The organism is Xanthobacter pseudotagetidis (assembly GCF_043194795.2).
In the GTDB taxonomy this organism is placed as follows: Bacteria; Pseudomonadota; Alphaproteobacteria; order Rhizobiales; family Xanthobacteraceae; genus Xanthobacter; species Xanthobacter tagetidis_A.
The window spans coordinates 4767145-4788383 of sequence record NZ_CM195534.1; the positions used below are offsets into that span (position 1 = coordinate 4767145).

Annotated in this window: 20 protein-coding genes; 13 read left to right on the top strand and 7 right to left on the bottom strand. The window is 69.0% G+C overall.

Annotated elements, in window-relative coordinates; all coding sequences use genetic code 11:
- Window position 1: 1 nt before the first annotated feature.
- The gene (locus V5F67_RS21850; protein WP_394018228.1) at window positions 2–556 is read right to left on the bottom strand and encodes a peroxiredoxin; all 555 of its coding nucleotides are present in this window, start codon (window positions 554–556) and stop codon (window positions 2–4) included.
- A 360-nt stretch (window positions 557–916) separates the two neighbouring features.
- Between V5F67_RS21850 and modD the strand changes: the two genes are divergently transcribed.
- The 12 genes from modD (at window position 917) to lpdA (ending at window position 15446) form a co-directional block, all read left to right on the top strand.
- A complete protein-coding gene (modD, locus tag V5F67_RS21855) occupies window positions 917–1759 on the top strand; it encodes a ModD protein (protein ID WP_394018230.1) in 843 nt (280 codons plus the stop codon).
- Between the two features lie 413 nt (window positions 1760–2172).
- Entirely contained in the window at window positions 2173–2493 is a 321-nt protein-coding gene (locus V5F67_RS21860; protein WP_394018232.1) for a HesB/IscA family protein, read from the top strand.
- Between the two features lie 48 nt (window positions 2494–2541).
- Window positions 2542–3783 (top strand): homocitrate synthase, encoded by a 1242-nt coding sequence (nifV, locus tag V5F67_RS21865; protein ID WP_394018234.1) that lies wholly within the window; start codon window positions 2542–2544, stop codon window positions 3781–3783.
- A gap of 4 nt (window positions 3784–3787) precedes the next feature.
- Window positions 3788–4603 carry a serine O-acetyltransferase gene (gene cysE / locus V5F67_RS21870; RefSeq protein ID WP_394018236.1) on the top strand — a complete coding sequence of 272 codons (816 nt, stop codon included), beginning with the start codon at window positions 3788–3790 and terminating at the stop codon, window positions 4601–4603.
- A gap of 44 nt (window positions 4604–4647) precedes the next feature.
- Window positions 4648–4986: a nitrogenase stabilizing/protective protein NifW gene (gene nifW / locus V5F67_RS21875; RefSeq protein WP_394018238.1), complete on the top strand. Its 339-nt coding sequence runs from the start codon at window positions 4648–4650 to the stop codon at window positions 4984–4986.
- Window positions 4987–5609: 623 nt separating this feature from the next.
- The gene (gene mdh / locus V5F67_RS21880) at window positions 5610–6575 is read left to right on the top strand and encodes a malate dehydrogenase (RefSeq protein ID WP_394018240.1); all 966 of its coding nucleotides are present in this window, start codon (window positions 5610–5612) and stop codon (window positions 6573–6575) included.
- Between the two features lie 221 nt (window positions 6576–6796).
- The gene (sucC, locus tag V5F67_RS21885) at window positions 6797–7999 is read left to right on the top strand and encodes an ADP-forming succinate--CoA ligase subunit beta (protein WP_509210589.1); all 1203 of its coding nucleotides are present in this window, start codon (window positions 6797–6799) and stop codon (window positions 7997–7999) included.
- The gene (gene sucD / locus V5F67_RS21890; protein WP_394022260.1) at window positions 7999–8883 is read left to right on the top strand and encodes a succinate--CoA ligase subunit alpha; all 885 of its coding nucleotides are present in this window, start codon (window positions 7999–8001) and stop codon (window positions 8881–8883) included. Before sucC ends, sucD begins: the two co-directional genes overlap by 1 nt.
- Before the next feature lie 399 nt (window positions 8884–9282).
- A complete protein-coding gene (locus tag V5F67_RS21895) occupies window positions 9283–12237 on the top strand; it encodes a 2-oxoglutarate dehydrogenase E1 component (RefSeq protein WP_394021062.1) in 2955 nt (984 codons plus the stop codon).
- 42 nt (window positions 12238–12279) lie between these two features.
- Complete coding sequence (locus V5F67_RS21900; protein WP_394021061.1) at window positions 12280–12606, top strand: YciI family protein; 327 nt, start codon at window positions 12280–12282, stop codon at window positions 12604–12606.
- A 27-nt stretch (window positions 12607–12633) separates the two neighbouring features.
- Window positions 12634–13866 carry a 2-oxoglutarate dehydrogenase complex dihydrolipoyllysine-residue succinyltransferase gene (gene odhB / locus V5F67_RS21905; RefSeq protein ID WP_394021060.1) on the top strand — a complete coding sequence of 411 codons (1233 nt, stop codon included), beginning with the start codon at window positions 12634–12636 and terminating at the stop codon, window positions 13864–13866.
- A gap of 176 nt (window positions 13867–14042) precedes the next feature.
- Window positions 14043–15446 (top strand): dihydrolipoyl dehydrogenase, encoded by a 1404-nt coding sequence (gene lpdA / locus V5F67_RS21910; protein ID WP_394021059.1) that lies wholly within the window; start codon window positions 14043–14045, stop codon window positions 15444–15446.
- 250 nt (window positions 15447–15696) lie between these two features.
- On the opposite strand, the gene V5F67_RS21915 is transcribed toward lpdA, so the two are convergent.
- Both V5F67_RS21915 and V5F67_RS21920 read right to left on the bottom strand, forming a co-directional pair.
- Window positions 15697–16152 (bottom strand): hypothetical protein, encoded by a 456-nt coding sequence (locus tag V5F67_RS21915; RefSeq protein WP_394021058.1) that lies wholly within the window; start codon window positions 16150–16152, stop codon window positions 15697–15699.
- 98 nt (window positions 16153–16250) lie between these two features.
- The gene (locus V5F67_RS21920) at window positions 16251–16952 is read right to left on the bottom strand and encodes a thioesterase domain-containing protein (RefSeq protein WP_394021057.1); all 702 of its coding nucleotides are present in this window, start codon (window positions 16950–16952) and stop codon (window positions 16251–16253) included.
- 259 nt (window positions 16953–17211) lie between these two features.
- Between V5F67_RS21920 and V5F67_RS21925 the strand changes: the two genes are divergently transcribed.
- The gene (locus V5F67_RS21925) at window positions 17212–17520 is read left to right on the top strand and encodes a hypothetical protein (RefSeq protein ID WP_394021056.1); all 309 of its coding nucleotides are present in this window, start codon (window positions 17212–17214) and stop codon (window positions 17518–17520) included.
- 22 nt (window positions 17521–17542) lie between these two features.
- Here the strand turns inward: V5F67_RS21925 and V5F67_RS21930 are convergent, their stop codons facing one another.
- The 4 genes from V5F67_RS21930 to V5F67_RS21945 all read right to left on the bottom strand — a co-directional run bounded on the left by V5F67_RS21930 (window position 17543) and on the right by V5F67_RS21945 (window position 21178).
- Window positions 17543–18217 carry a LutC/YkgG family protein gene (locus tag V5F67_RS21930; protein WP_394021055.1) on the bottom strand — a complete coding sequence of 225 codons (675 nt, stop codon included), beginning with the start codon at window positions 18215–18217 and terminating at the stop codon, window positions 17543–17545.
- Window positions 18214–19686: a LutB/LldF family L-lactate oxidation iron-sulfur protein gene (locus tag V5F67_RS21935; protein WP_394021054.1), complete on the bottom strand. Its 1473-nt coding sequence runs from the start codon at window positions 19684–19686 to the stop codon at window positions 18214–18216. Before V5F67_RS21935 ends, V5F67_RS21930 begins: the two co-directional genes overlap by 4 nt.
- Window positions 19687–19689: 3 nt before the next feature.
- Window positions 19690–20493 (bottom strand): (Fe-S)-binding protein, encoded by an 804-nt coding sequence (locus tag V5F67_RS21940; protein ID WP_394021053.1) that lies wholly within the window; start codon window positions 20491–20493, stop codon window positions 19690–19692.
- A gap of 142 nt (window positions 20494–20635) precedes the next feature.
- Entirely contained in the window at window positions 20636–21178 is a 543-nt protein-coding gene (locus tag V5F67_RS21945) for a L,D-transpeptidase family protein (RefSeq protein WP_394021052.1), read from the bottom strand.
- Window positions 21179–21239 lie beyond the last annotated feature (61 nt).

A 21239-nucleotide genomic window follows, 5' to 3' on the forward strand; every position in this document is an offset into this window, starting at 1 on the left:
CTCAGGCGACCTTGAGCACGTCGCCGCCGACCTCGCGGTTGCAGGGGCAAAGCTCGTCGGTCTGCAGCGCGTCGAGCACCCGCAGCGTGTCCTTCGGATTGCGGCCCACATTGAGGTTGGTGGCGTAGACGTGCTGAATCACGTTGTCCGGGTCCACCACGAAGGTGTAGCGGAACGCCACCCCGTCCGGCGAGCGCACGCCGAGCCCGTCGGTGAGCGAGCCGTTGGTGTCGGCGAACGACCAGATGGGCAGGCGGTTGAGGTCCTTGTGGTCGCGCCGCCAGGCGAGCTTCACGAACTCGTTGTCGGTGGAGCCGCCGAGCACCACGGCGTCGCGGTCGGCGAAATCGCCGGCAAGGCGGGCGAACTCGGCGATCTCGGTCGGGCACACGAAGGTGAAATCCTTCGGATAGAAGAAGATCACCTTCCACTTGCCGGGAAAGCTCTCCTTCGTCAGCGTCTCGAACGCCGAGACGCCGTTCTCCTCATGCAGGTTGAAGCCGGGCTTCACGCCGGTGATGGAGAAGTCGGGAAGAGGGCTGCCGATGCCGAGCATGAGGGGTCACTCCGATGGTTGGGACCCGGTCGGCCGTGACGCCGCGCCGGGCCTGGCTGTCGGCACCAGGGTCGCAAGCAGCGTGCCAGCCCGCGGGCGGGCGAAAATGCGTGTCATTCCGGGCAAGCGCGGCAGGTGCGGCAGTGCTCCTGTCGCTTTTGCGACGCCGCATGAACGAACCCGGACGCGCCGTGTCGCAAACGGCGCGCGGCCGGCACCAGCAAGCCTTTCGCCTTCGGAACGAAGCGGCCCGCGCCCATCCGTCGCGGCGGGACATTCCCGGATTGCCCGCTCGGCTTTATGTCGTCAGGGATACAGCTTCAGGCCGCAGCCGGGGCCGGACAGCAGGGAGCGGGTGAGATGGCCGTGAAGTGGTGGACCGACGCGCTGGTGGAGCAGCTTCTTCAGGAGGACGCGCCCCACGGCGACCTCACCACAGAGGCGCTCGGCATCGGCGATGTCCCGGCCCGGCTCTCCATGGCCATGCGCGCGGACGCGACCGTGTGCGGCGTCGAGCTTGCGGCCGACATCTTCGCCAGGGCCGGCGCCCAGGCCGACGTGCTGACCGCCACCGCCGCCCGCGTCGCCGCCGGCACGCCGATCCTGGAGGCGCAGGGCGAGGCCGGCCCGATCCTCGTCGCCTGGAAGGTGGCGCAGACGCTGGTCGAATACCTGTCCGGCATCGCCACGGCCACCGCCGCCATCGTCGACGCGGCGCGGGCGGTGGACCCGGACGTGGCGGTGGTGACCACGCGCAAGACCTTCCCCGGCACCAAGCGCATGATGATCGCCGCCATCAAGGCGGGCGGCGCCCTGCCCCACCGCCTGGGACTGTCGGAGACGCTGCTGGTGTTTCCCGAGCATCGCGCCTTCCTCGCCGATCCGGCCGCCGCCGTGGCCGCGCTCGGCCTCGCGGTGCCGGAGAAGAAGGTGGTGGTGGAGGTCGCTTCGCTGGAGGAGGCGCGCGCGGCGCTCGCCGCCATGCCCGACGTGCTCCAGTGCGAGAAGATGACGCCGGATGACATCCGCGCCGTGTGCGCGCTGGTGGCCGGCGCCGGGCAGCCCACCGTGGTGGCGGCGGCGGGCGGGGTGAACGCCGCCAACGCCGCCGACTACGTGTCGGCGGGCGCGCGCGTGCTCGTCACCTCCGCGCCCTACTGGGCCAAGCCCGCCGACGTGAAGGTGACCATCTCACCGGCCTGAGCGGGAAGGAGGCCGCCGCCGGAAGGCGAGCGTCCGGGCCCCGGGCCCCCACGACGGGGCGTGACGCGCCTCAAGGTGTCGACCCACGCCCGCGTTCCCGCCTGCGGCAAGCCAGTCACGGACCGATCGCGCATAGCACCTGCGCGCGGCTTCTACCGCAACGTTTCAATAGCTTTCACAGCAAGCCAATCGAGCCGCGCAATAGAGCACAATCCACTACGTAATTATACGTAAATGGCAGGCGGGAAATCTGTCGCGAACCCGCCAAGGGGGCAGCTCCGCCTGCCCCCTGTCGCAATCGCGACATCAGGTCCGGAGCTGTCAAACATTTGAATCTTTTTGATTTTCAATTCTGGCACACGGCTTGCGAAGTGTTCGTCCAGAAACCTATCGCCGTTTTGGGGACGAGACCGATGATCACCCTCACCCATAATGCCGCGACGGCCGTGAAGGCCGCCATCTCCCAGTCGCCCGACATGGTCGAGGGGCTGCGCGTCCGCGTCGAGGAGGGCGGCTGCGCCGGCTTCAAGTACACCATGCAGCTGGAGGCCGCCGCGCTCGCGGATGACCTGGTGCTGGAGCAGGAGGGCGTGAAGCTCTTCATCGACGGGCGCTCGCAGCAGATGATGCAGGGCATGCGGATCGACTTCGTCACGTCCCTGCACTCCTCCGGCTTCGTGTTCGAGAACCCCAACGCCAGCAACCAGTGCGGCTGCGGAAAATCCTTCAGCTGAGGCAAGGGTCGGTCGTCGCGCCGCCGCAGGGGCGGCAGGGAGGGCAGGATGCTCGCGAAGTCTCCGTCGAATCGGTCCGGCCAGTCCCAGCGCGCCGCCCCGTCCGCGACCACGCTGGAACCGGGCACGACGCGCACCGTGCTGCTCAACGACACCACGCTGCGCGACGGCGAGCAGGCGCCGGGCGTCGCCTTCTCCCGCCGGGAGAAGATCGAGATCGCCGAGGCGCTCGCTGCTGCCGGCGTGCCGGAGATCGAGGCCGGGACTCCCGCCATGGGCGACGAGGAGGTGGAGACGCTGCGCTCCATCGCCTCCCTGAACCTGCCCACGCGCGTGGTCGCCTGGTGCCGCATGAGCGAGGACGACCTGATGGCCGCGGTGGCGGCGGGCGTCACCGCGGTCAATCTCTCCATCCCCTCCTCCGACCGGCAGTTGAAGGGCAAGCTCGGCCGCGACCGCGACTGGGCGCTCGGCACGTTGCGGCGGGTGGTGGGCCTCGCGCGCCAGCTCGGCTTCTCGGTGGCGGTGGGCTGCGAGGACGCCTCGCGCGCCGACCAGGAATTCCTGTGCCGCATCGCCGAGGCGGCGCGCGAGGCCGGCGCCTTCCGCCTGCGCCTCGCCGACACCCTGGGCGTGCTCGACCCGTTCTCGGCCTATGCGCTGGTGCGGCGGGTGGCAAACGCCACGGACCTGGAGATCGAGTTCCACGCCCATGACGACCTCGGCCTTGCCACCGCCAACACGCTGGCGGCGGTGTCGGGCGGGGCGCGCCATTGCTCGGTCACCGTCACCGGGCTCGGCGAACGCGCCGGCAATGCGGCGCTGGAGGAGGTGGCCATCGCCCTGCGCCAGACCGCGCGGGCCGAGACCGGCCTCGATCCCGTCGCCCTGCGGCCGCTGGCGGAGCTGGTGGCGCGGGCCTCCGGCCGCCCGCTCGCCCGCTCCAAGGCGATCGTCGGCGACGATGTGTTCACCCACGAATCCGGCATCCATGTCTCCGGCCTGCTGAAGGACCGTGCCACCTACGAGGCGCTGAGCCCGCAGCTGCTCGGCCGCGACCACCGGGTGGTGCTGGGCAAGCATTCGGGCCTCGCCGCCATCGCCAAGGCGCTCGCCGACGAGGGCCTGGCGGTGGACGAGGCGCGCGGGCGCGCGATCCTCGCCCGGGTGCGCGAGTTCGCCACCCGCACCAAGCAGGGCGTCTCTCCCGATGTGCTGCGCCGCTTCTACGAGGACAGCTTCACCGAGGAGGCGCTGCGCCGCCGCCACGCCGCCGTCATGGGAGCCTGAGGGGATGATCATGGGTCACCGCAGATGGCGCGGCACGAAGGTGCCTCCGCCCGCCGCCCTCGCCGAGCCCCTCGCCGTCGCGGCGCCGGTATCGGCGCCGCCGGCCGCCGCATCCCCCTCCGCCTCCACCTGGCAGCTCATCCGCGAGGACGTGGCCTGCGTGAAGGCGCGCGATCCGGCGGCGCGCAACACGGTCGAGATCGTGCTGACCTATCCCGGCGTGCACGCCATCATCTGGCACCGCCTCGCCAGCCGGCTGTGGCGGCGCGGGGTGAAGTTCCCCGCGCGCTTCCTGTCCTGGCTGGGACGCTTCCTGACCAATGTGGACATCCATCCCGGCGCCACCATCGGCCGGCGCTTCTTCATCGACCACGGCGCTGGCGTCGTGATCGGCGAGACCGCGGAGGTGGGGGACGACGTGACGCTCTATCACGGCGTCACTTTGGGCGGCACCTCCTGGACCGCCGGCAAGCGCCACCCGACGCTGAAGGACGGCGTGCTGGTGGGCGCGGGCGCCAAGATCCTCGGCCCCATCACGGTGGGCGCGGCCTGCCGCGTGGGCGCCAACTCCGTGGTGATCGACGACGTGCCGCCGGGCATGACCGTGGTGGGCATTCCCGGCAAGGTGGTGAAGGCGCTCTCCGAGCGGCGCAAGCTCGGCGACGGGCGCATCGACCTCGAGCACCATCTGATGCCGGACCCGGTGGGCGAGGCCATCGTCTCGCTGCTGGACCGGATCGAGTTCCTGGAAGCGCGACTGACCCATCTCCAGGGCGAGTTGCACAGGACGCGCGGCCCCACGGCCGACGCGGCGGCCTGAGGACGGCGCAGCAAGGGTTGGATGTAAAGTTCCGGAGGTTTGAGATGTCGGTGCTCGATCGGTTGCAGAAGCTCTCCAGCGCGGAGGAGTTCTTCGACACCCTCGGGGTCGCCTACGAGCCGCAGATCCTTCACGTGGCGCGCCTGCACATCCTGCGCCGCATGGGCCAGTACCTCGTGTCGACCGACTTCACGGGCCTCGGCGAGGAGGAGGTCTTCGCTGCCGCGAAGACCAATCTCGAGCGCGCCTATGAGGACTTCTGCGCCTCGAGCCCCATTGCCGAGCGCGTGTTCAAGGTGCTGCGCGAGAACGATCCCAACCGGCCGCCGGCCCCCAAGCCGACGCCCGCCTTCGTCCCCCTATCCTCCCTCACGGGGAGCTAGGAGGCCCACGGACACCACCGCTTGGCTCCGGCTTCGGTCCGGACCAGGCGGATTGGCTGCCCTCCCCTCGCTGTTGTTTGATCCGGCATTGCGAGGGTTCCCGTTGATTGATCGCCCCGCCGTTTGGCGGATGCGAGGGGAGGGCAGAAAATTCAGGCGCGGGCGCGCCCCGGCGGGCGCCCGAGCCTACCCGGATGCCGTCCCCGCTCCCGCGGGGGCGGCCGCCGCCCTCCCTTCGCATACTTTTTCCTGGCATTGCGAAGGTTCCCATTGTTTGAGCGCCGGCTCGGCCGGCGATCGCGAAGGGAGGGCAGCGCTGCACGCCTGACGCGACCAGCGCCCCCAACTACACGCCCCGACGCACCGGCCAAACCGGTATCTCAGCCCGGCGCCTCCCTTGCGCCCACCCGGCGGCAGGGACCGAGGCGCGGCGATCCCCACGCTGCCGCGCGACGGCCGATCCGGGCTGACCAAATCGTCCCATGGCGACACGATACCGCCTTGAAATGGCGCGCATGCCACTATTTGTGCAGCGCGGCCGGCTTGAACCCCCTTGCGGATGGGAGTAGTCAAGCGCCGGCCCCTGCGACCACTTGTGCAGGAGCCTCCCCGAGGACAGTTGGATGGCCCGAAGCAAGATCGCCCTCATCGGGGCCGGCCAGATCGGCGGCACGCTCGCCCTTCTTGCCGGTCTGAAGGAGCTGGGCGACGTCGTGCTGTTCGACGCGGTGGAGGGCGTGCCCCAGGGCAAGGCGCTGGACCTCGCCGAGCTGGCTCCGGTGGAGGGCTTCGACGCCCGCATCATTGGCGCCAACAGCTACGACGCCATCGAGGGCGCCGACGTGGTGATCGTCACCGCCGGCGTGCCGCGCAAGCCGGGCATGAGCCGCGACGACCTTCTCGCCATCAACCTGCGGGTGATGGAACAGGTGGGTGCCGGCATCGGCAAGTATGCGCCGGACTCTTTCGTCATCTGCGTCACCAACCCGCTCGACGCCATGGTGTGGGCGCTGCAGCGCTGGTGCGGCCTGCCGCCCCAGAAGGTGGTGGGCATGGCCGGTGTGCTCGATAGCGCCCGCCTGCGCTATTTCCTCGCCGAGGAGTTCGACGTCTCGGTGGAAGACGTCACCGCTTTCGTGCTCGGCGGCCACGGGGATGCCATGGTGCCGCTCATGCGCTACTGCGCGGTGGGCGGCATTCCAGTGCCGGATCTCGTGCGCATGGGCTGGACCAGCGAGGAGCGCCTCGCCGCCATGGTGGAGCGCACGCGTGACGGCGGCGCCGAGATCATCAACCTGCTGCGGACCGGCGCGGCCTTCTATGCTCCGGCGGCCGCAGCCATCGTCATGGCGGAAAGCTACCTGAAGGACAGGAAGCGGCTCATGCCGGCGGCGGTCTACCTGTCGGGCGAGTACGGCCTGAAGGACATCTATGTGGGCGTGCCGGCGGTGATCGGCGCGCGCGGCGTCGAGCGCGTGGTGGAGGTCGACCTCGACCGCGCCGAGCGGGCGCAGTTCGAAAAATCGGTCTCCGCCGTGGAAACGCTGGTGGATGCCTGCCTGAAGATCGCGCCCGCCCTCGGGCGCTGATCGTTCACGGGATTGGCGGCACGCCGGAAGGGGTGCCGCCTTCATGCCGGGGCTTTCCGCTCCGGAAAGGTGAGGAGACGAATGTTCCGCTCCCTGGCGTGCGGTCCGTGCGCTCATTGTTGGGATGGTGGCGGGCCGTGGCCGGCCGGACCGCACGGGTCCGTACGGCGATCCGCCGCGGGGGGAGGGGGCACTTCGCAACCCTTTAGGGGACGAAGCTGATGAATATTCACGAGTACCAGGCCAAGGCGCTCCTGAAGAAATATGGCGCTCCGGTCTCGCGCGGCGTGCCGGTGCTGAAGGTCGAGGACGCGGAAGCGGCCGCGAAGGAGCTGGGCGGCCCGCTCTGGGTCGTGAAGTCCCAGATCCACGCCGGCGGCCGTGGCAAGGGCAAGTTCAAGGAGCCTGAGGCCGGCGAGAAGGGCGGCGTGCGCCTCGCCAAGTCCATCGACGAGGTCAAGCAGTTCGTCGCCCAGATGCTGGGCCGGACGCTGGTCACCATCCAGACCGGGCCGTCCGGCAAGCAGGTGAACCGCCTCTACATCGAGGACGGCTCCGACATCGAGAAGGAATTCTACCTCTCGCTGCTCGTCGATCGCGCCACCTCCCGCGTCGCCTTCGTGGTGTCCACCGAGGGCGGCATGGATATCGAGGAGGTGGCCCATGCCACGCCCGAGAAGATCGTCACCTTCTCGGTGGACCCGGTCACCGGCGTGCAGGGCTTCCACGGCCGCAAGGTGGCCGACGCCCTCGGCCTGTCCGGCGATCTCGCCAAGCAGGCCGGCAAGCTGGTGGAGGTGCTCTACAAGGCCTTCACCGACACCGACATGGCCATGCTCGAGATCAACCCGCTGATCGTCACCAAGGACGGCCAGCTGAAGGTTCTCGACGCCAAGGTGACGTTCGATTCCAACGCCATGTTCCGTCATCCCGAGCTCGCCGAGCTGCGCGATCTGACGGAAGAGGACGCCAAGGAGATCGAGGCGTCCAAGTACGACCTCGCCTACATCGCCCTCGACGGCACCATCGGCTGCATGGTGAACGGCGCCGGCCTCGCCATGGCGACGCTCGACATCATCAAGCTCTACGGCGAGGAGCCGGCGAACTTCCTCGACGTGGGCGGCGGCGCCAACGAGGAGAAGGTCACGGCGGCCTTCAAGATCATCACCGCCGACCCGAACGTGAAGGGCATCCTGGTCAACATCTTCGGCGGCATCATGAAGTGCGACGTCATCGCCAACGGCGTTCTGGCCGCGGTGAAGGCGGTGGGCCTCAAGGTGCCGCTGGTGGTGCGCCTCGAAGGCACCAACGTTGAGGAAGGCAAGAAGATCATCCGCGAGTCCGGGCTGAACGTGATCCCGGCGGACGATCTGGACGATGCGGCGCAGAAGATCGTGGCCGCGGTGAAGAAGGAAGCTGCGTGATGTCCGTGCTCATCAACAAGGACACCAAGGTCATCACCCAGGGCTTCACCGGCAAGAACGGCACGTTCCACGCCGAGCAGGCCATCATCTACGGGACCAGGATGGTCGGCGGCACCTCGCCCGGCAAGGGCGGCTCCACCCATCTCGGCCTGCCGGTGTTCGACACCGTCATCGAGGCCAAGGAGAAGACCGGCGCCGACGCCTCGGTGATCTACGTGCCGCCTCCGGGGGCCGCCGACGCGATCCTGGAGGCCATCGACGCCGAGATCCCGCTCATCGTCTGCATCACCGAGGGCATCCCGGTGATGGACATGGTGAAGGTGAAGCGGGCGCTGTCCGGCTCGAAGTCGCGCCTCATCGGTCCCAACTGCCCGGGCATCGTCACGGCGGGGGAGAGCAAGATCGGCATCATGCCGGCCAACATCTTCAAGAAGGGCTCGGTGGGCATCGTCTCGCGCTCGGGGACGCTGACCTACGAGGCGGTGTTCCAGACCTCTCAGGAGGGCCTGGGCCAGACCTCGGCGGTGGGCATCGGCGGCGACCCGGTGAAGGGCACGGAGTTCATCGACGTGCTGGAGATGTTCCTGGCCGACCCGGCGACCACGTCGATCGTGATGATCGGCGAGATCGGCGGCTCTGCGGAGGAGGACGCGGCGCAGTTCCTGGCGGATGAAGCCAAGAAGGGGCGCAAGAAGCCGATGGTTGGCTTCATCGCCGGCCGCACGGCGCCTCCCGGGCGGCGGATGGGCCATGCGGGGGCGATCATCTCCGGCGGCAAGGGCGGCGCCGAGGACAAGATCGCCGCAATGGAGGCGGCCGGCATCACCGTGTCCCCCTCCCCCGCCCGCCTCGGCAAGACCCTGGTGGACGTGCTCAAGGGCTGAGCCCGGTGCGGGAAGGGCTTCCCTTCCCGCACCCTTCCGCATGGCTCCCGCGCGTCCCGCGAAGAGGTGTGACGGAAGGGAAGCAGGTATGAAGAAAGTGCCGTGGCCGTTGCGTTTCGCCGGCCACGCACCCATTTTCGCCGCAAAGCTCGGCGACGGGCGTGGCCAGCGGGCAAACCACCCGCGCGCGCCGGCCCGGCGCGGGAGGCGAAGGTTTCAAGGCACCGCTGCCGCAGGCCGCCACGAGCCCAGCAGCGGTGAAAGGGGCGTCCGGCTCCGGCCGGGTGCTCGATTGTGGCACATGACGAGGCCTTGGGGCCGCGGCTTCCCTTCGCGCTCGCCAGGAGGCGGGATCAGCGCAGGGCCGCGCGGCGCCCACGACCATCCGGGAAGAAGCCCATGTCGCGCGCGGATCAGAACGACATTTTCCTCTCCACCTCTTTCCTCTATGGCGCCAATGCCGCCTGGATCGAGGACCTCTACGCCCGCTACGAGACCGACCCGAACGCGGTGCCACAGGAGTGGCAGGCTTTCTTCGCCGCGCTCAAGGACGATCCCGCCCAGGTGATCGAGAATGCCCGCGGCGCCTCCTGGAAGAAGCCGAACTGGCCGGTGCACGCCAATGGCGAACTGGTCTCGGCCATGGATGGCCAGTGGATCGAGGTCGAGAAGGCCATCTCCGAGAAGGTGAAGGCCAAGGCCCAGAAGGCGGGCGTGGAATTCTCCCCCACCGAGGTGCAGCAGGCCACCCGCGACTCGGTCAAGGCGCTGATGATGATCCGCGCCTACCGCATGCGCGGCCACCTGCACGCCAACCTCGACCCGCTCGGCCTCACCCCGCCGCGCGAGGCGCCCGAGCTCGACCCGGCCTCTTATGGCTTCTATGAAGCCGACCTCGACCGCAAGATCTTCATCGACCACGTGCTGGGCCTGGAATTCGCCACCGTGCGCGAGATGGTGACGATCCTGCGCCGCACCTACTGCTCATCCATCGGCGTCGAGTTCATGCACATCTCCTCGCCCGAGGAGAAGGCCTGGATTCAGGAGCGCATCGAGGGTCCGGACAAGGAGGTGTCGTTCACCCGCGAGGGCAAGCGCGCCATCCTCAACAAGCTGGTGGAGGCCGAGGGCTTCGAGAAGTATCTCGACGTCAAGTACACCGGCACCAAGCGCTTCGGCCTCGACGGCGGCGAGAGCCTGATCCCGGCGCTGGAGCAGATCATCAAGCGCGGCGGCAACCTCGGCGTGAAGGAGATCGTGTTCGGCATGGCCCATCGCGGCCGCCTGAACGTGCTCACCCAGGTGATGGGCAAGCCGCACCGGGCGCTGTTCCACGAGTTCAAGGGCGGCTCGTGGGCCCCCGACGAGGTGGAAGGCTCGGGCGACGTGAAGTACCACCTCGGCGCCTCGTCCGACCGCGAGTTCGACGCCAACAAGGTGCACCTGTCGCTGACCGCGAACCCCTCGCACCTGGAGATCGTCGACCCGGTGGTGCTCGGCAAGTCGCGCGCCAAGCAGGACCAGATGCAGGACGCCGAGCGCGTGAAGGTGCTCCCCCTGCTGCTGCACGGCGACGCCGCCTTCGCCGGCCAGGGCGTGGTGGCCGAGTGCCTCGGCCTCTCCGGCCTGAAGGGCCACCGCACCGGCGGCTCGATCCACTTCATCATCAACAACCAGATCGGCTTCACCACCAATCCGCGCTACTCGCGCTCCTCGCCCTATCCGTCCGACGTGGCGAAGATGATCGAGGCGCCGATCTTCCACTGCAACGGCGACGACCCGGAATCGGTGGTGTTCTGCGCCAAGGTGGCGACCGAGTTCCGCCAGCGCTTCCATAAGCCGGTGGTCATCGACATGTTCTGCTACCGCCGCTTCGGCCACAATGAGGGCGACGAGCCGGCCTTCACCCAGCCGAAGATGTACAAGGTGATCCGCCAGCACCCGAGCGTGCTCGAGCTCTATTCCAAGAAGCTCGAGAGCGAGGGCGTGGTGACCGCCGGCGAGGTGGACACCATGCGCGGCGCCTGGCGCGACCGGCTGGAGGCGGAATACGAGGCCGGCCAGGCCTACAAGCCCAACAAGGCGGACTGGCTGGACGGCCGCTGGGCCGGCCTGAAGGCCGCCCAGGAGGACGACGACCCGCGCCGCGGCAACACCGGCATTCCCGCCGACCTGCTGAAGTCCATCGGCGAGAAGATCACCACCGTGCCGGAGGGCTTCAAGGTCCACCGCACCATCCAGCGCTTCCTCGACAACCGCAAGAAGGCGATCGAGGAGGGCCAGGGCATCGACTGGGCGACCGGCGAGGCGCTGGGCTTCTGCTCGCTGCTGATGGAGGGCCACCCGGTGCGCCTCTCCGGCCAGGACGTGGAGCGCGGCACCTTCTCCCAGCGCCATTCGGTGCTGCTCGACCAGGACACCGAGGCGCGCTACAAGCCGTTCAATCACCTCTCCGAGACCCAGGCCAAGTACGAGGTCATCAACTCGATGCTCTCGGAGGAGGCGGTGCTCGGCTTCGAGTACGGCTACACGCTCTCCGAGCCCAACACGCTGGTGCTTTGGGAGGCCCAGTTCGGCGACTTCGCCAACGGCGCCCAGGTGGTGTTCGACCAGTTCATCTCCTCGGGCGAGCGCAAGTGGCTGCGCATGTCCGGCCTCGTCTGCCTCCTGCCGCACGGCTATGAGGGCCAGGGGCCGGAGCACTCCTCCGCGCGCCTGGAGCGCTACCTCCAGCTGTGCGCCGAGGACAACATGCAGGTGGCGAACGTCACCACCCCGGCCAACTACTTCCACATCCTGCGCCGGCAGCTAAAGCGCGAGTTCCGCAAGCCGCTGATCCTGATGACGCCGAAGTCGCTGCTGCGCCACAAGCGGGCGGTCTCGGCGCTGTCGGAGATGGAGACCGGCACCTCGTTCCACCGCGTGCTGTGGGACGATGCCCAGTCGCACCCCACGCCCGACGGCATCAAGCTGGTGGCGGACGACAAGATCCGCCGCGTCGTCCTGTCCTCGGGCAAGGTCTATTACGACCTGTTCGAGGAGCGCGAGAAGCGCGGCGTCGACGACGTCTACCTGATGCGCGTGGAGCAGCTCTATCCGTTCCCGCTCAAGACGCTGGTTCAGGAGCTCTCGCGCTTCAAGAACGCCGAGGTGGTCTGGTGCCAGGAGGAGCCGAAGAACCAGGGCGCCTGGTTCTTCGTCCAGCCTTATCTGGAATGGGTGCTGGAGCAGGCCGGCGGCGCATCGAAGCGGCCGCGCTATGCGGGCCGTCCGGCGTCCGCCGCCACCGCCACCGGGCTGATGTCCAAGCATCTGGCGCAGCTGAAGGCATTCCTGGACGAGGCTCTGGGCTGATCCGCGCGGCGGAGAAAGGCGACGACCAGGACGGAGGCACCTTTGGCCCATTTCCTGCTGCGGCTGCAGCCGCCGCGCGCGAGCTTCCCCGAGGATGCGAGCGGCGCGGAGATGGAGGCGATGGGCGCGCACGGGGCCTACTGGCACCAGCTCGCCGAAGGCGGACCCGCTCTGGCGGTGGGTCCGGTGGCCGATCCCGCGGGCATCTGGGGGATGGCCTTGGTGGACGTGGACGACGAAGGTCACGCGAAGGCGCTCGCCGACGCGGACCCGATTATCGCGGCGGGACTGGGCTTCGCCTATGAGGTGATGCCGGTTCCGTCTCTCATCCTGAACCGGGGCGCTGCCCCGGCGGGCGACGAACGTTGAGGGAGGTCCCCAAAGGGGACGAACAGAATGGCGACCGAGATCCGCGTGCCCACTTTGGGCGAGTCCGTTACCGAGGCCACCATCGGCAAGTGGTTCAAGAAGCCCGGCGAGGCCGTGAAGGCCGACGAGCCGCTGGTGGAGCTCGAGACCGACAAGGTCACGGTCGAGGTCCCCGCCCCTGCCTCCGGCGTGCTGGCCGAGATCGTCGTCAAGGACGGTGAGACCGTGGGCGTCGGCGCGCTGCTCGGCTCCATCGGCGAAGGCGCCGGCGCGACGGCCGCCGCTCCCGCCGCCGCTCCCAAGGCCGATGCGCCGAAGCCCGCCGCGGCGCCCGCGCCCACCCCTGCCGCTCCCGCCGCCGCGGTCGCGGCCGGCGCCAACGGCCCGGCGGTGGCCCGCATCGCCGCCGAGAGCGGCGTGAACCCGGCGTCCGTCGCCGGCTCAGGTAAGGACGGCCGCGTCACCAAGGGCGACATGCTGGCCGCCATCGCCGCCGGCGTTCCCGCCGCGCCCGCCCCGGCCCCGGTGGTCGCACGCGCTCCCTCCAGCGCCGATGACGCCGCCCGCGAGGAGCGGGTGAAGATGACCAAGCTGCGCCAGACCATCGCGCGGCGCCTGAAGGACGCGCAGAACACCGCCGCCATGCTCACCACGTTCAACGACGTGGACATGGGCCCGGTGATGGCCCTGCGCGCCCAGTTCAAGGATGCGTTTGAGAAGAAGCACGGCGTGAAGCTCGGCTTCATGGGCTTCTTCACCAAGGCGGTGATCGCGGCGCTGAAGGATCTTCCGGCGGTGAACGCCGAGATCGACGGCACCGACATCGTCTACAAGAACTACTACAATATCGGCATCGCGGTCGGCACCGAGAAGGGCCTCGTGGTCCCGGTGGTGCGCGACGCCGACCTGCTCTCGGTCGCCGAGATCGAGAAGCAGATCGCCGGCTACGGCCGCAAGGCGCGCGACGGCAAGCTCGGCATCGAGGACATGCAGGGCGGCACCTTCACCATCACCAACGGCGGCATCTACGGCTCGCTGATGTCCACCCCGATTCTGAATGCGCCGCAGTCGGGCATCCTCGGCATGCACCGCATCGAGGAGCGCCCGGTGGCCATCAAGGGCCAGGTGGTGATCCGGCCGATGATGTACCTCGCCTTGTCCTACGACCACCGCATCGTCGACGGCCGCGAGGCCGTGACCTTCCTGGTGCGCGTGAAGGAGACCCTGGAGGACCCGGCGCGGCTGGTGCTGGACCTGTGAGGACGTGAGGGGGGGCCGCTTGGCTCCCCTTTTCCTGTCGGCCGGCCCGCGCCGGCTCCTCTTTCCGGGCTGAAGGCAGCCCATATCACCTCAATTGGAGCCGGTCGGCTGGTATCGTGACTGATGCGGTCCCAGGAGCGGACAGCGGCTTTGGTTGGGGTCTGGAGACTTTCTCAATGTCCTACGATCTCATCATCATCGGCACCGGCCCCGGCGGCTATGTGTGCGCCATCCGCGCGGCCCAGCTGGGCCTCAAGGTCGCGGTGGTGGAGAAGCGCGGCACCCATGGCGGCACCTGCCTGAACGTGGGCTGCATCCCCTCCAAGGCGCTGCTCTACGCCTCCGAGCTGTTCGAGGAGGCGGGCCACAAGTTCGCCGAGATGGGCATCGGCGTGCCTTCGCCCAAGCTCGATTTGCCCGCCATGCTCGCCTTCAAGGACAAGGGCGTGGACGGCAACGTCAAGGGTGTCGAGTTCCTGCTGAAGAAGAACAAGGTCGACGTCTACATGGGCGCCGGCAAGATCCTCGGCCCCGGCAAGGTGGAAGTCACCCTCAACGCCGACGGCAAGGTCGAGACGCTCGAGACGAAGAACATCGTCATCGCCACCGGCTCCGACGTTGCCCCGCTGCCGGGCGTGACCATCGACGAGGAGCGCATCGTCTCCTCCACCGGCGCGCTGAAGCTGCCCAAGGTTCCGGGCAAGCTGGTGGTGGTGGGCGCGGGCGTCATCGGCCTGGAGCTGGGATCGGTGTGGCGCCGCCTCGGCGCGCAGGTCACCGTGGTGGAATTCCTGGACCGCATCCTGCCGGGCATGGACGGCGAGGTGGCGAAGAGCTTCCAGCGCATCCTCGACAAGCAGGGCTTCGCGTTCAAGCTCGGCACCAAGGTCACCGGCATCGACTCCAAGGGCAAGACGCTCAAGGTATCGGTGGAGCCCGCCGCGGGGGGCGCAGCCGAGGTGATCGAGGCTGACGTGGTTCTGGTCGCCATCGGCCGCACCCCCTACACCGCCGGCCTCGGGCTGGAGGAGACGGGCGTCGCCAAGGATGCGCGCGGCCGGGTCGTAACCGACGCCCACTTCGCCACCAGCGTGCCGGGCATCTATGCCATCGGCGACGTGATCGTCGGCCCCATGCTCGCCCACAAGGCAGAGGACGAGGGCGTGGCGCTGGCCGAGATGCTGGCCGGCAAGGCCGGGCACGTGAACTACGACGTGATCCCCGGCGTGGTCTACACCTTCCCGGAGGTCGCCTCGGTGGGCAAGACCGAGGAGGAGCTGAAGGCCGCGGGCGTCGCCTACAAGGTCGGCAAGTTCCCCTTCACCGCCAACGGCCGCACCAAGGTGAACAACACCACGGACGGATTCGTGAAGATTCTCGCCGACGCCGCCACCGACAAGGTGCTGGGCGCCCACATCATCGGCCCCGAGGCCGGCGAGATGATTCACGAATGCGCGGTGCTGATGGAGTTCGGCGGCTCGTCCGAGGACCTCGCCCGCACCTGCCATGCCCACCCCACCCGCTCCGAGGCGGTGAAGGAGGCGGCCATGGCGGTGGAGAAGCGCGCCATCCACATGTGAGAGCGGCGCGCCGGGCCGCGTCCGGCGCGCACGCCCACCACCGGGGACACACCGCCCCGGAGCCCCCATCGCCCGGCCTCAGGCGAGCAGGCCTTCGCCCAGATCAAGCATCGGATGCGACAGTCCCGGAAGCGCGCCGTTGCGGGCACCGGCTGCCGACGCGCGCGCCAACCACCTGACCGGCGCTGCGTACGCTTCGATCAAGACATGAAATGTTCCGGGATCGCTGCCTCCGAGGAGCGCGCGGGGCTCAGACGAGCAGCCGCCGTGCGAGGACGACCAGCGTGCAGGCGATCGCCACCGTGAGGCCGAGATGCACCGCCCGCGCGGGCGGCATGGTGCGGTCCAGGAGCACGTCGTCCGAAAGCTTCGGGTTGATGAAGGCGTCCACATAGCCGCCCGCCCGATAACGCGGTGCGAAGGCGGCGGCATCAGGCCAGACGCCGGCCGGCCAATCGAGCAGGGTCAGGCGCGCATTTTCGTGGAGCCGTCCGTCCACCTGGTAGCGGTAGCGCAGGCCACGGGCGAGCGAGCCGAAGGCGCCCGGCGGCGCCGGGGCTTCGACGATATGGACTTTGATGGAAGGCCAGCCGGCGACGCGCCGCGCCTTGACCCGCGCGCCGGCGGCCACCGCAGCGAGGATCAAGCCCCCGAGGATGCCGAACGAAGCGAGATAGGAGACCATGCGGACGACGATATCGAGCATGGCCCTCCCCCGTCTCCCGCCCGCCGCCGGCAGGCGCCGTCGCCGGAGCGGAGCAAAAGACCCCTGCCCCGCTCAGAGGCCCTCAGGCGCCGCGCGCCTCAGAGCGGCTTGGCGCTGCCGGTCACCGCTGGCGCGATGGCGTTGGCCGCGCCGGGCGAGGCCGCCTCGGGCTTGGCTTGGGCCGGCTCCACGGGCCTTGGCCTCGGCTTGGGCCGCGCGGTGATCGCCTGCACTGCCGCGATCACCTCGGAATGCAGCCGCGGCGACTTCTCGATGTTGAAGTGGTCGATGCTGCCCGAGGCGTCGAGATTGCGATTGTCGAGCCGCCCCTTGAAGCCGGGCCCGGTGGCGAGGCGCTTCCCGTAGCCGTTGTTCGACTGGTAGTAGTTCACGAACCGGCCGCCGGACGGACCGATGCTGGTCACGCCCACCGGATCGAAGGTCACCACCAGCCGCGGCGCCACGCCAAGCGCCGTCAGGCGCTGCGCCATCTCGATGGCGGCGTCGGCGCCCAGCGAATGGCCGACGATGATGATGGGAGCGTTGCGGTTGGCGCGGCTTGCGGCGGCGGCCTGATCGGCAAGCTGGGGCCAGGCGCCGTATTCGTGAACGGTAGCGGTGATGCCCCGCGCATTGAGCTTCTCGGCGAGGTCATCCATGCCGAGCGAGAACACGTTGGCCAGCCCGCGCAGAAGGTACACATGGCCAGTGTTCTGCGCCGCGGCAGGGCCGGTCGCAAAGCTGACGGACAGGAAGAGCGCAACGATCAGCGCGGAGGCATGGCGCAAAGCTGACATCATGAGGGGCACCGCTCCAGATGGCGTCCGAGTTCTGCCGTCAAAAGCGAGCCGGGGCAACAGGTGAGTGTTTGCCCGGCGCAACAATCCCCAACGGCAACCTGATTTTAGGCCCGCGCCGTGGCACTTCTGCATCAATCGGCAGATCAAGCTCGGCATTGGCGAACTTAGGTATTATAATGTTACCAACCTGCACTTAGGGTTGCGTAGTCTGCCAACCCGTTCGGAATACAACCCCTCAAGTCAGGGTGAGGAGGATTGAGTGACGTACGCCTATTGGGACGGTTCCCTCCTACGAGAAGACACAAAAGAACAAAGGATTGGTCAGATCCTGGCCAATCTCGGCTTTCAGGGCGATAAGGACGGCGAACAGCGCAGCCCGATGCACAGGGGGGCCGCATCGCCTGTTACGCCGCCCGGCGGCATTCTCATCGTCGCGCTTCTGTCCGGCGTTTCCGGCGCCATCGCGGGCCTTGTCTTCGGCGGGTACCTGACGATCGCGATAGCAGTCTTCGTGAGCCTGACGCTTGGGCTTGCCGTGGGCATTTGGAGCCACCGCACAGACAACTGACCCGCTCAAGCCGAAACGTGGATCATCCCACCAGCAGGATGTGCAGGCTCCTCGGCCCATGGGCGCCGAGGAGCAGGGTCTGCTCGATGTCAGCTGAACGCGAGGGGCCGGTGATCCAGTTCACTGTGCGGGGCAGCACGCCCTCTCCGAACACGCCGCGCACCCGATCCCACACGCTCTCATAGTCGGCGGCCACGTCCGCGGCGTCGAGCACCACCAGATGGTGGTCGGGCAGAAGGTTGAGCGTGCTCGGATTATCGGCGCCGGACAGCAGCACGAGCGTGCCCGATTCGGCGACGCCCGCATAAGCGTGGGAGAGGCCCACCAGCTGCCGCCCGTCGGAAGGGCCGATCCAGACGTCGAGGTTCGGCTCATTCTGCCACGGCAGGTCGGCGAGGCGCGGGTCGGCGCCGCGCAGGATGCTGGAGGGCAGGTTGCGCGCCCGGAGATAGGCAGAGATGGCGGACGGCACGTCATCACGCGCGGCGAGGCGATCGAGGCTGGCGTCGGCGGCGAGCGCCATCTTCTCGAACAAGGCGATCCGCTCGTCCGTCGGCAGCTGGGCGCGGGCGGGGGTGACGCCGCGGGGATGGCGGGCGATGCGCTGCTCGACCTCGAAGCGACGTGGCGCCTCCTTCGAGGTGACGCCCAGCGCCCGGCGGACGGAGGCCATGACGGTGTCGCGGGACGAGGTCATGCGGCATCTCCCTTTGCGGCGGCCGCCTCGGCGCGCGCCAGCGCCTCGCGCTCCTTGCGCCTGCGCCATTGCGCCTGGAAGGTGTCGCCTTCCGGCGCCGGGAAGTCGCGATATTTCGTCCATCCGCCTGCCAGCGGCAGGCTGGAGAAGCGGCCTTTGCTGCGGCCCAAGAGCGCCAGCGCGCCCATGGCGAGCCGCGTCGCCGGCCGGTAGAGCCAGCCGCGCCTGGCGAAGAAGCCCCAGATGCCGAGGCCGTAGCGCTGCGGCGCCGGGGTGAGGTGGCGCTCGAACTCCTTCTCGCGCCAATGGCGCATCAGCTTCGGCAGCGGGATGCGCACCGGGCACACCTCCTCGCAGCGGCCGCAGAAGGTGGAGGCGTTGGGCAGGTTCGCGCCCTTCTCGATGCCGATCAGCGCGGGGGTGAGCACGGCGCCCATGGGGCCGGGATAGACCCAGCCGTAAGCATGCCCGCCGATGGCGTGGTAGACCGGGCAATGGTTCATGCAGGCGCCGCAGCGGATGCAGCGCAGCATCTCGCGCAGCTGGCTGGCGAGCATGCCCGAGCGGCCGTTGTCGAGGATCACAACGTGGTACTCGCCCGGACCGTCCGCGTCGGCGTCGCGCCGGGGACCAGTGGAGAAGGTCGTGTAGACGCTCATCTCCTGCCCGGTGGCCGAGCGCGCCAGCACGCGCAGCAGCTGGCTCACGTCCTCCAGCGTCGGCACCAGCTTCTCGATCGAGGCGAGCACGACGTGGGCCTTGGGCAGGGTTTGGGTGAGGTCGCCGTTGCCCTCGTTGGTGACGATGATGGAGGTGCCGGTCTCCGCCACCAGGAAGTTCGCCCCCGTCACCCCCACGTCCGCGGCCAGGAAGCGCTGTCGCAGCTTGCCGCGCGCCTCAGCCAGCAGCGCGGTGGGCTCGGAGAGGTCGCGCTCGGGCGGCAGGTCGGAATGCACGCGGCGGAAGTCCGCCTCCACCTGGTCCTTGGTGAGGTGGATGGCGGGGGCGATGATGTGGGACGGCGCCTCGCCGCGGATCTGGATCAGATACTCGCCGAGATCGGTCTCCACCGGTTCGATGCCGCGCGCGGCGAGGTGGTCGTTGAGGCCGATCTCCTCGGAGATCATGGACTTGCCCTTGGTCACCGTCTTCGCGCCGAGGCGCTTGCAGATGTCGGTGACGATGTCGCGCGCCTCGGCGGCATCCACGGCGAAATGCACGTGGCCGCCCATCTCCCTCACCTTGGCCTCGTACCGCTCCAGATACAGGTCGAGATGGGCCAGGGTATGGTTCTTGATGTCCCGCGCGCTGTCGCGCAGGGCCTCGAACTCGGGCAGCTTCTCGGCCGCAGCCCTTCGCCGGCCGATGAAGCCCGACCGCACGTTCATGAGCGCGTCCTGGAGCTTGGCATCCTCCAGCGCGCCGGCGACATTCTGCTTGAAGGCGGGGGTCGTGATCTCGAGGCTCATGTCTCACGCCTTCCCGGACGGGGCAGGCTCGCCGATGGCGGGGCCGTCGCCCATTCCCGCCAGCACCTCCGCCACGTGGCGCGCGCGCACCGGGCTGCCCCGGCGCTGGAGCTTGCCGGCCATGTTCATGAGGCAGCCGAGATCGCCGGCGAGCAGGGTGCCGGCCCCGGTCGCCTCCACGTGCTCAGCCTTGCGCTCGACGATCGCGCCCGAGAGGGCGGGATACTTCACGCAGAAGGTGCCGCCGAAGCCGCAGCAGGTGTCGGCCTCCTCCATCTCCGCGAGCCGCAGCCCCTCGACCGAGGCCAGCAGCGCCCGCGGCTGGCGCATCACGCCCAGCTCGCGCAGGCCGGAGCAGCTGTCATGATAGGTGACGGTGCCCTCGAACGCGGCCTCCACCGCCGTCACGCCGCGCACGTCCACCAGGAACGAGACCAGCTCGAACACCTTGGCGCAGAAGCGGTCCACACGGCCCACCCAATGCGAATCGCCGACGAACAGCTCGGGATAGTGGGTCTTGATCATGCCGGCGCACGAACCCGAGGGGGCGACCACGTAATCGTAGCTCTCGAACGCCGCGATCACCTGCTCGGCGAGCGCGCGGGAGGTGGCGCGGTCGCCGGAATTGAACCCCGGCTGGCCGCAGCAGGTCTGGCGCGGCACGTCCACCTCGCAGCCGGCATCCTCCAGGAGCTTGGCGGCCGCGAAACCCACGGAAGGCCGCAGCGTGTCCACGAGGCAGGTGCAGAACAGGCCGACGCGGGGCGCCTTGCCCGCGTCCGTCTCGGTCGGGGAGGGAGGGACCATGGGGGACCTTGGGACCATTGAGCCGGAAGCGGGAAGACGCGGGGCCGACGCCCGCGAAGGCCCGCTCTTTGGAATGATCCTATAGCACCGGAGGACATGGAGCGGAAAGCGAGCGGGCACTGGCCGGCCGAGGCGCCCGGATTCAGGGCATGATCTCGATCACCGCCCCAGGGGCCAGGCGCTCCACCAGCCACCTCAGATCCGCCGGCCGCAGCGCCACGCAGCCCTCGGTCGGCCGAAAGCCCGGCCGGGCGGAATGGATGAACACCGCCGAGCCGTGGCCGGGAACGCGCGGCCGGCTGTTGTGATCCATCACCAGGACGAGGTCGTAGAGCGCATCGTCGCGCCACATGCGCTCGTGGGAGGTCGAAACCGGTAGCTTGACCGAGCGGTTGTAGCGCCGGTCGGCGGGATCGTCGCTCCAGCCGTCGTCGGGGCGGATGGCCGCGAGCGGCAGGCGCGTGCGGGGTGGCGGCGCCCGGTCGGCGCGGTAGAGCGCCCTGACGATCCGGTAGCGGCCGACAGGGGTGTGTCCGTCCCCTTCCCGCTTGCGGACTGAGGGGCCGGCGCGGCCCAGCGCCACGGGAATGGCGCGGCCGCCGGCGACCAGAAGGCCGAGATGGCGCCCGCCCGGCCGGCGGCGCACGAGGATGTGCGAGATGCCCACAGGATGTTCACCCTTCATGCCACATTAATTTACCTATAAACCTCGCCCGAGAGGCGGGAAATTTGCATGCTCGCGCCGG

Excerpts from the sequence above, each read along its gene's own strand:
- V5F67_RS21945 (WP_394021052.1), bottom strand. The coding sequence starts at position 21,178 with ATGAAGGGTGAACATCCTGTGGGCATCTCGCACATCCTCGTGCGCCGC.
- modD (WP_394018230.1), top strand. The coding sequence starts at position 917 with ATGGCCGTGAAGTGGTGGACCGACGCGCTGGTGGAGCAGCTTCTTCAG.
- V5F67_RS21895 (WP_394021062.1), top strand. The coding sequence starts at position 9,283 with ATGTCGCGCGCGGATCAGAACGACATTTTCCTCTCCACCTCTTTCCTC.
- V5F67_RS21915 (WP_394021058.1), bottom strand. The coding sequence starts at position 16,152 with ATGCTCGATATCGTCGTCCGCATGGTCTCCTATCTCGCTTCGTTCGGC.
- sucC (WP_509210589.1), top strand. The coding sequence starts at position 6,797 with ATGAATATTCACGAGTACCAGGCCAAGGCGCTCCTGAAGAAATATGGC.
- nifW (WP_394018238.1), top strand. The coding sequence starts at position 4,648 with ATGTCGGTGCTCGATCGGTTGCAGAAGCTCTCCAGCGCGGAGGAGTTC.
- V5F67_RS21940 (WP_394021053.1), bottom strand. The coding sequence starts at position 20,493 with ATGGTCCCTCCCTCCCCGACCGAGACGGACGCGGGCAAGGCGCCCCGC.
- V5F67_RS21860 (WP_394018232.1), top strand. The coding sequence starts at position 2,173 with ATGATCACCCTCACCCATAATGCCGCGACGGCCGTGAAGGCCGCCATC.
- V5F67_RS21920 (WP_394021057.1), bottom strand. The coding sequence starts at position 16,952 with ATGATGTCAGCTTTGCGCCATGCCTCCGCGCTGATCGTTGCGCTCTTC.
- V5F67_RS21935 (WP_394021054.1), bottom strand. The coding sequence starts at position 19,686 with ATGAGCCTCGAGATCACGACCCCCGCCTTCAAGCAGAATGTCGCCGGC.
- cysE (WP_394018236.1), top strand. The coding sequence starts at position 3,788 with ATGATCATGGGTCACCGCAGATGGCGCGGCACGAAGGTGCCTCCGCCC.
- V5F67_RS21850 (WP_394018228.1), bottom strand. The coding sequence starts at position 556 with ATGCTCGGCATCGGCAGCCCTCTTCCCGACTTCTCCATCACCGGCGTG.
- lpdA (WP_394021059.1), top strand. The coding sequence starts at position 14,043 with ATGTCCTACGATCTCATCATCATCGGCACCGGCCCCGGCGGCTATGTG.
- nifV (WP_394018234.1), top strand. The coding sequence starts at position 2,542 with ATGCTCGCGAAGTCTCCGTCGAATCGGTCCGGCCAGTCCCAGCGCGCC.
- odhB (WP_394021060.1), top strand. The coding sequence starts at position 12,634 with ATGGCGACCGAGATCCGCGTGCCCACTTTGGGCGAGTCCGTTACCGAG.
- mdh (WP_394018240.1), top strand. The coding sequence starts at position 5,610 with ATGGCCCGAAGCAAGATCGCCCTCATCGGGGCCGGCCAGATCGGCGGC.
- sucD (WP_394022260.1), top strand. The coding sequence starts at position 7,999 with ATGTCCGTGCTCATCAACAAGGACACCAAGGTCATCACCCAGGGCTTC.
- V5F67_RS21930 (WP_394021055.1), bottom strand. The coding sequence starts at position 18,217 with ATGACCTCGTCCCGCGACACCGTCATGGCCTCCGTCCGCCGGGCGCTG.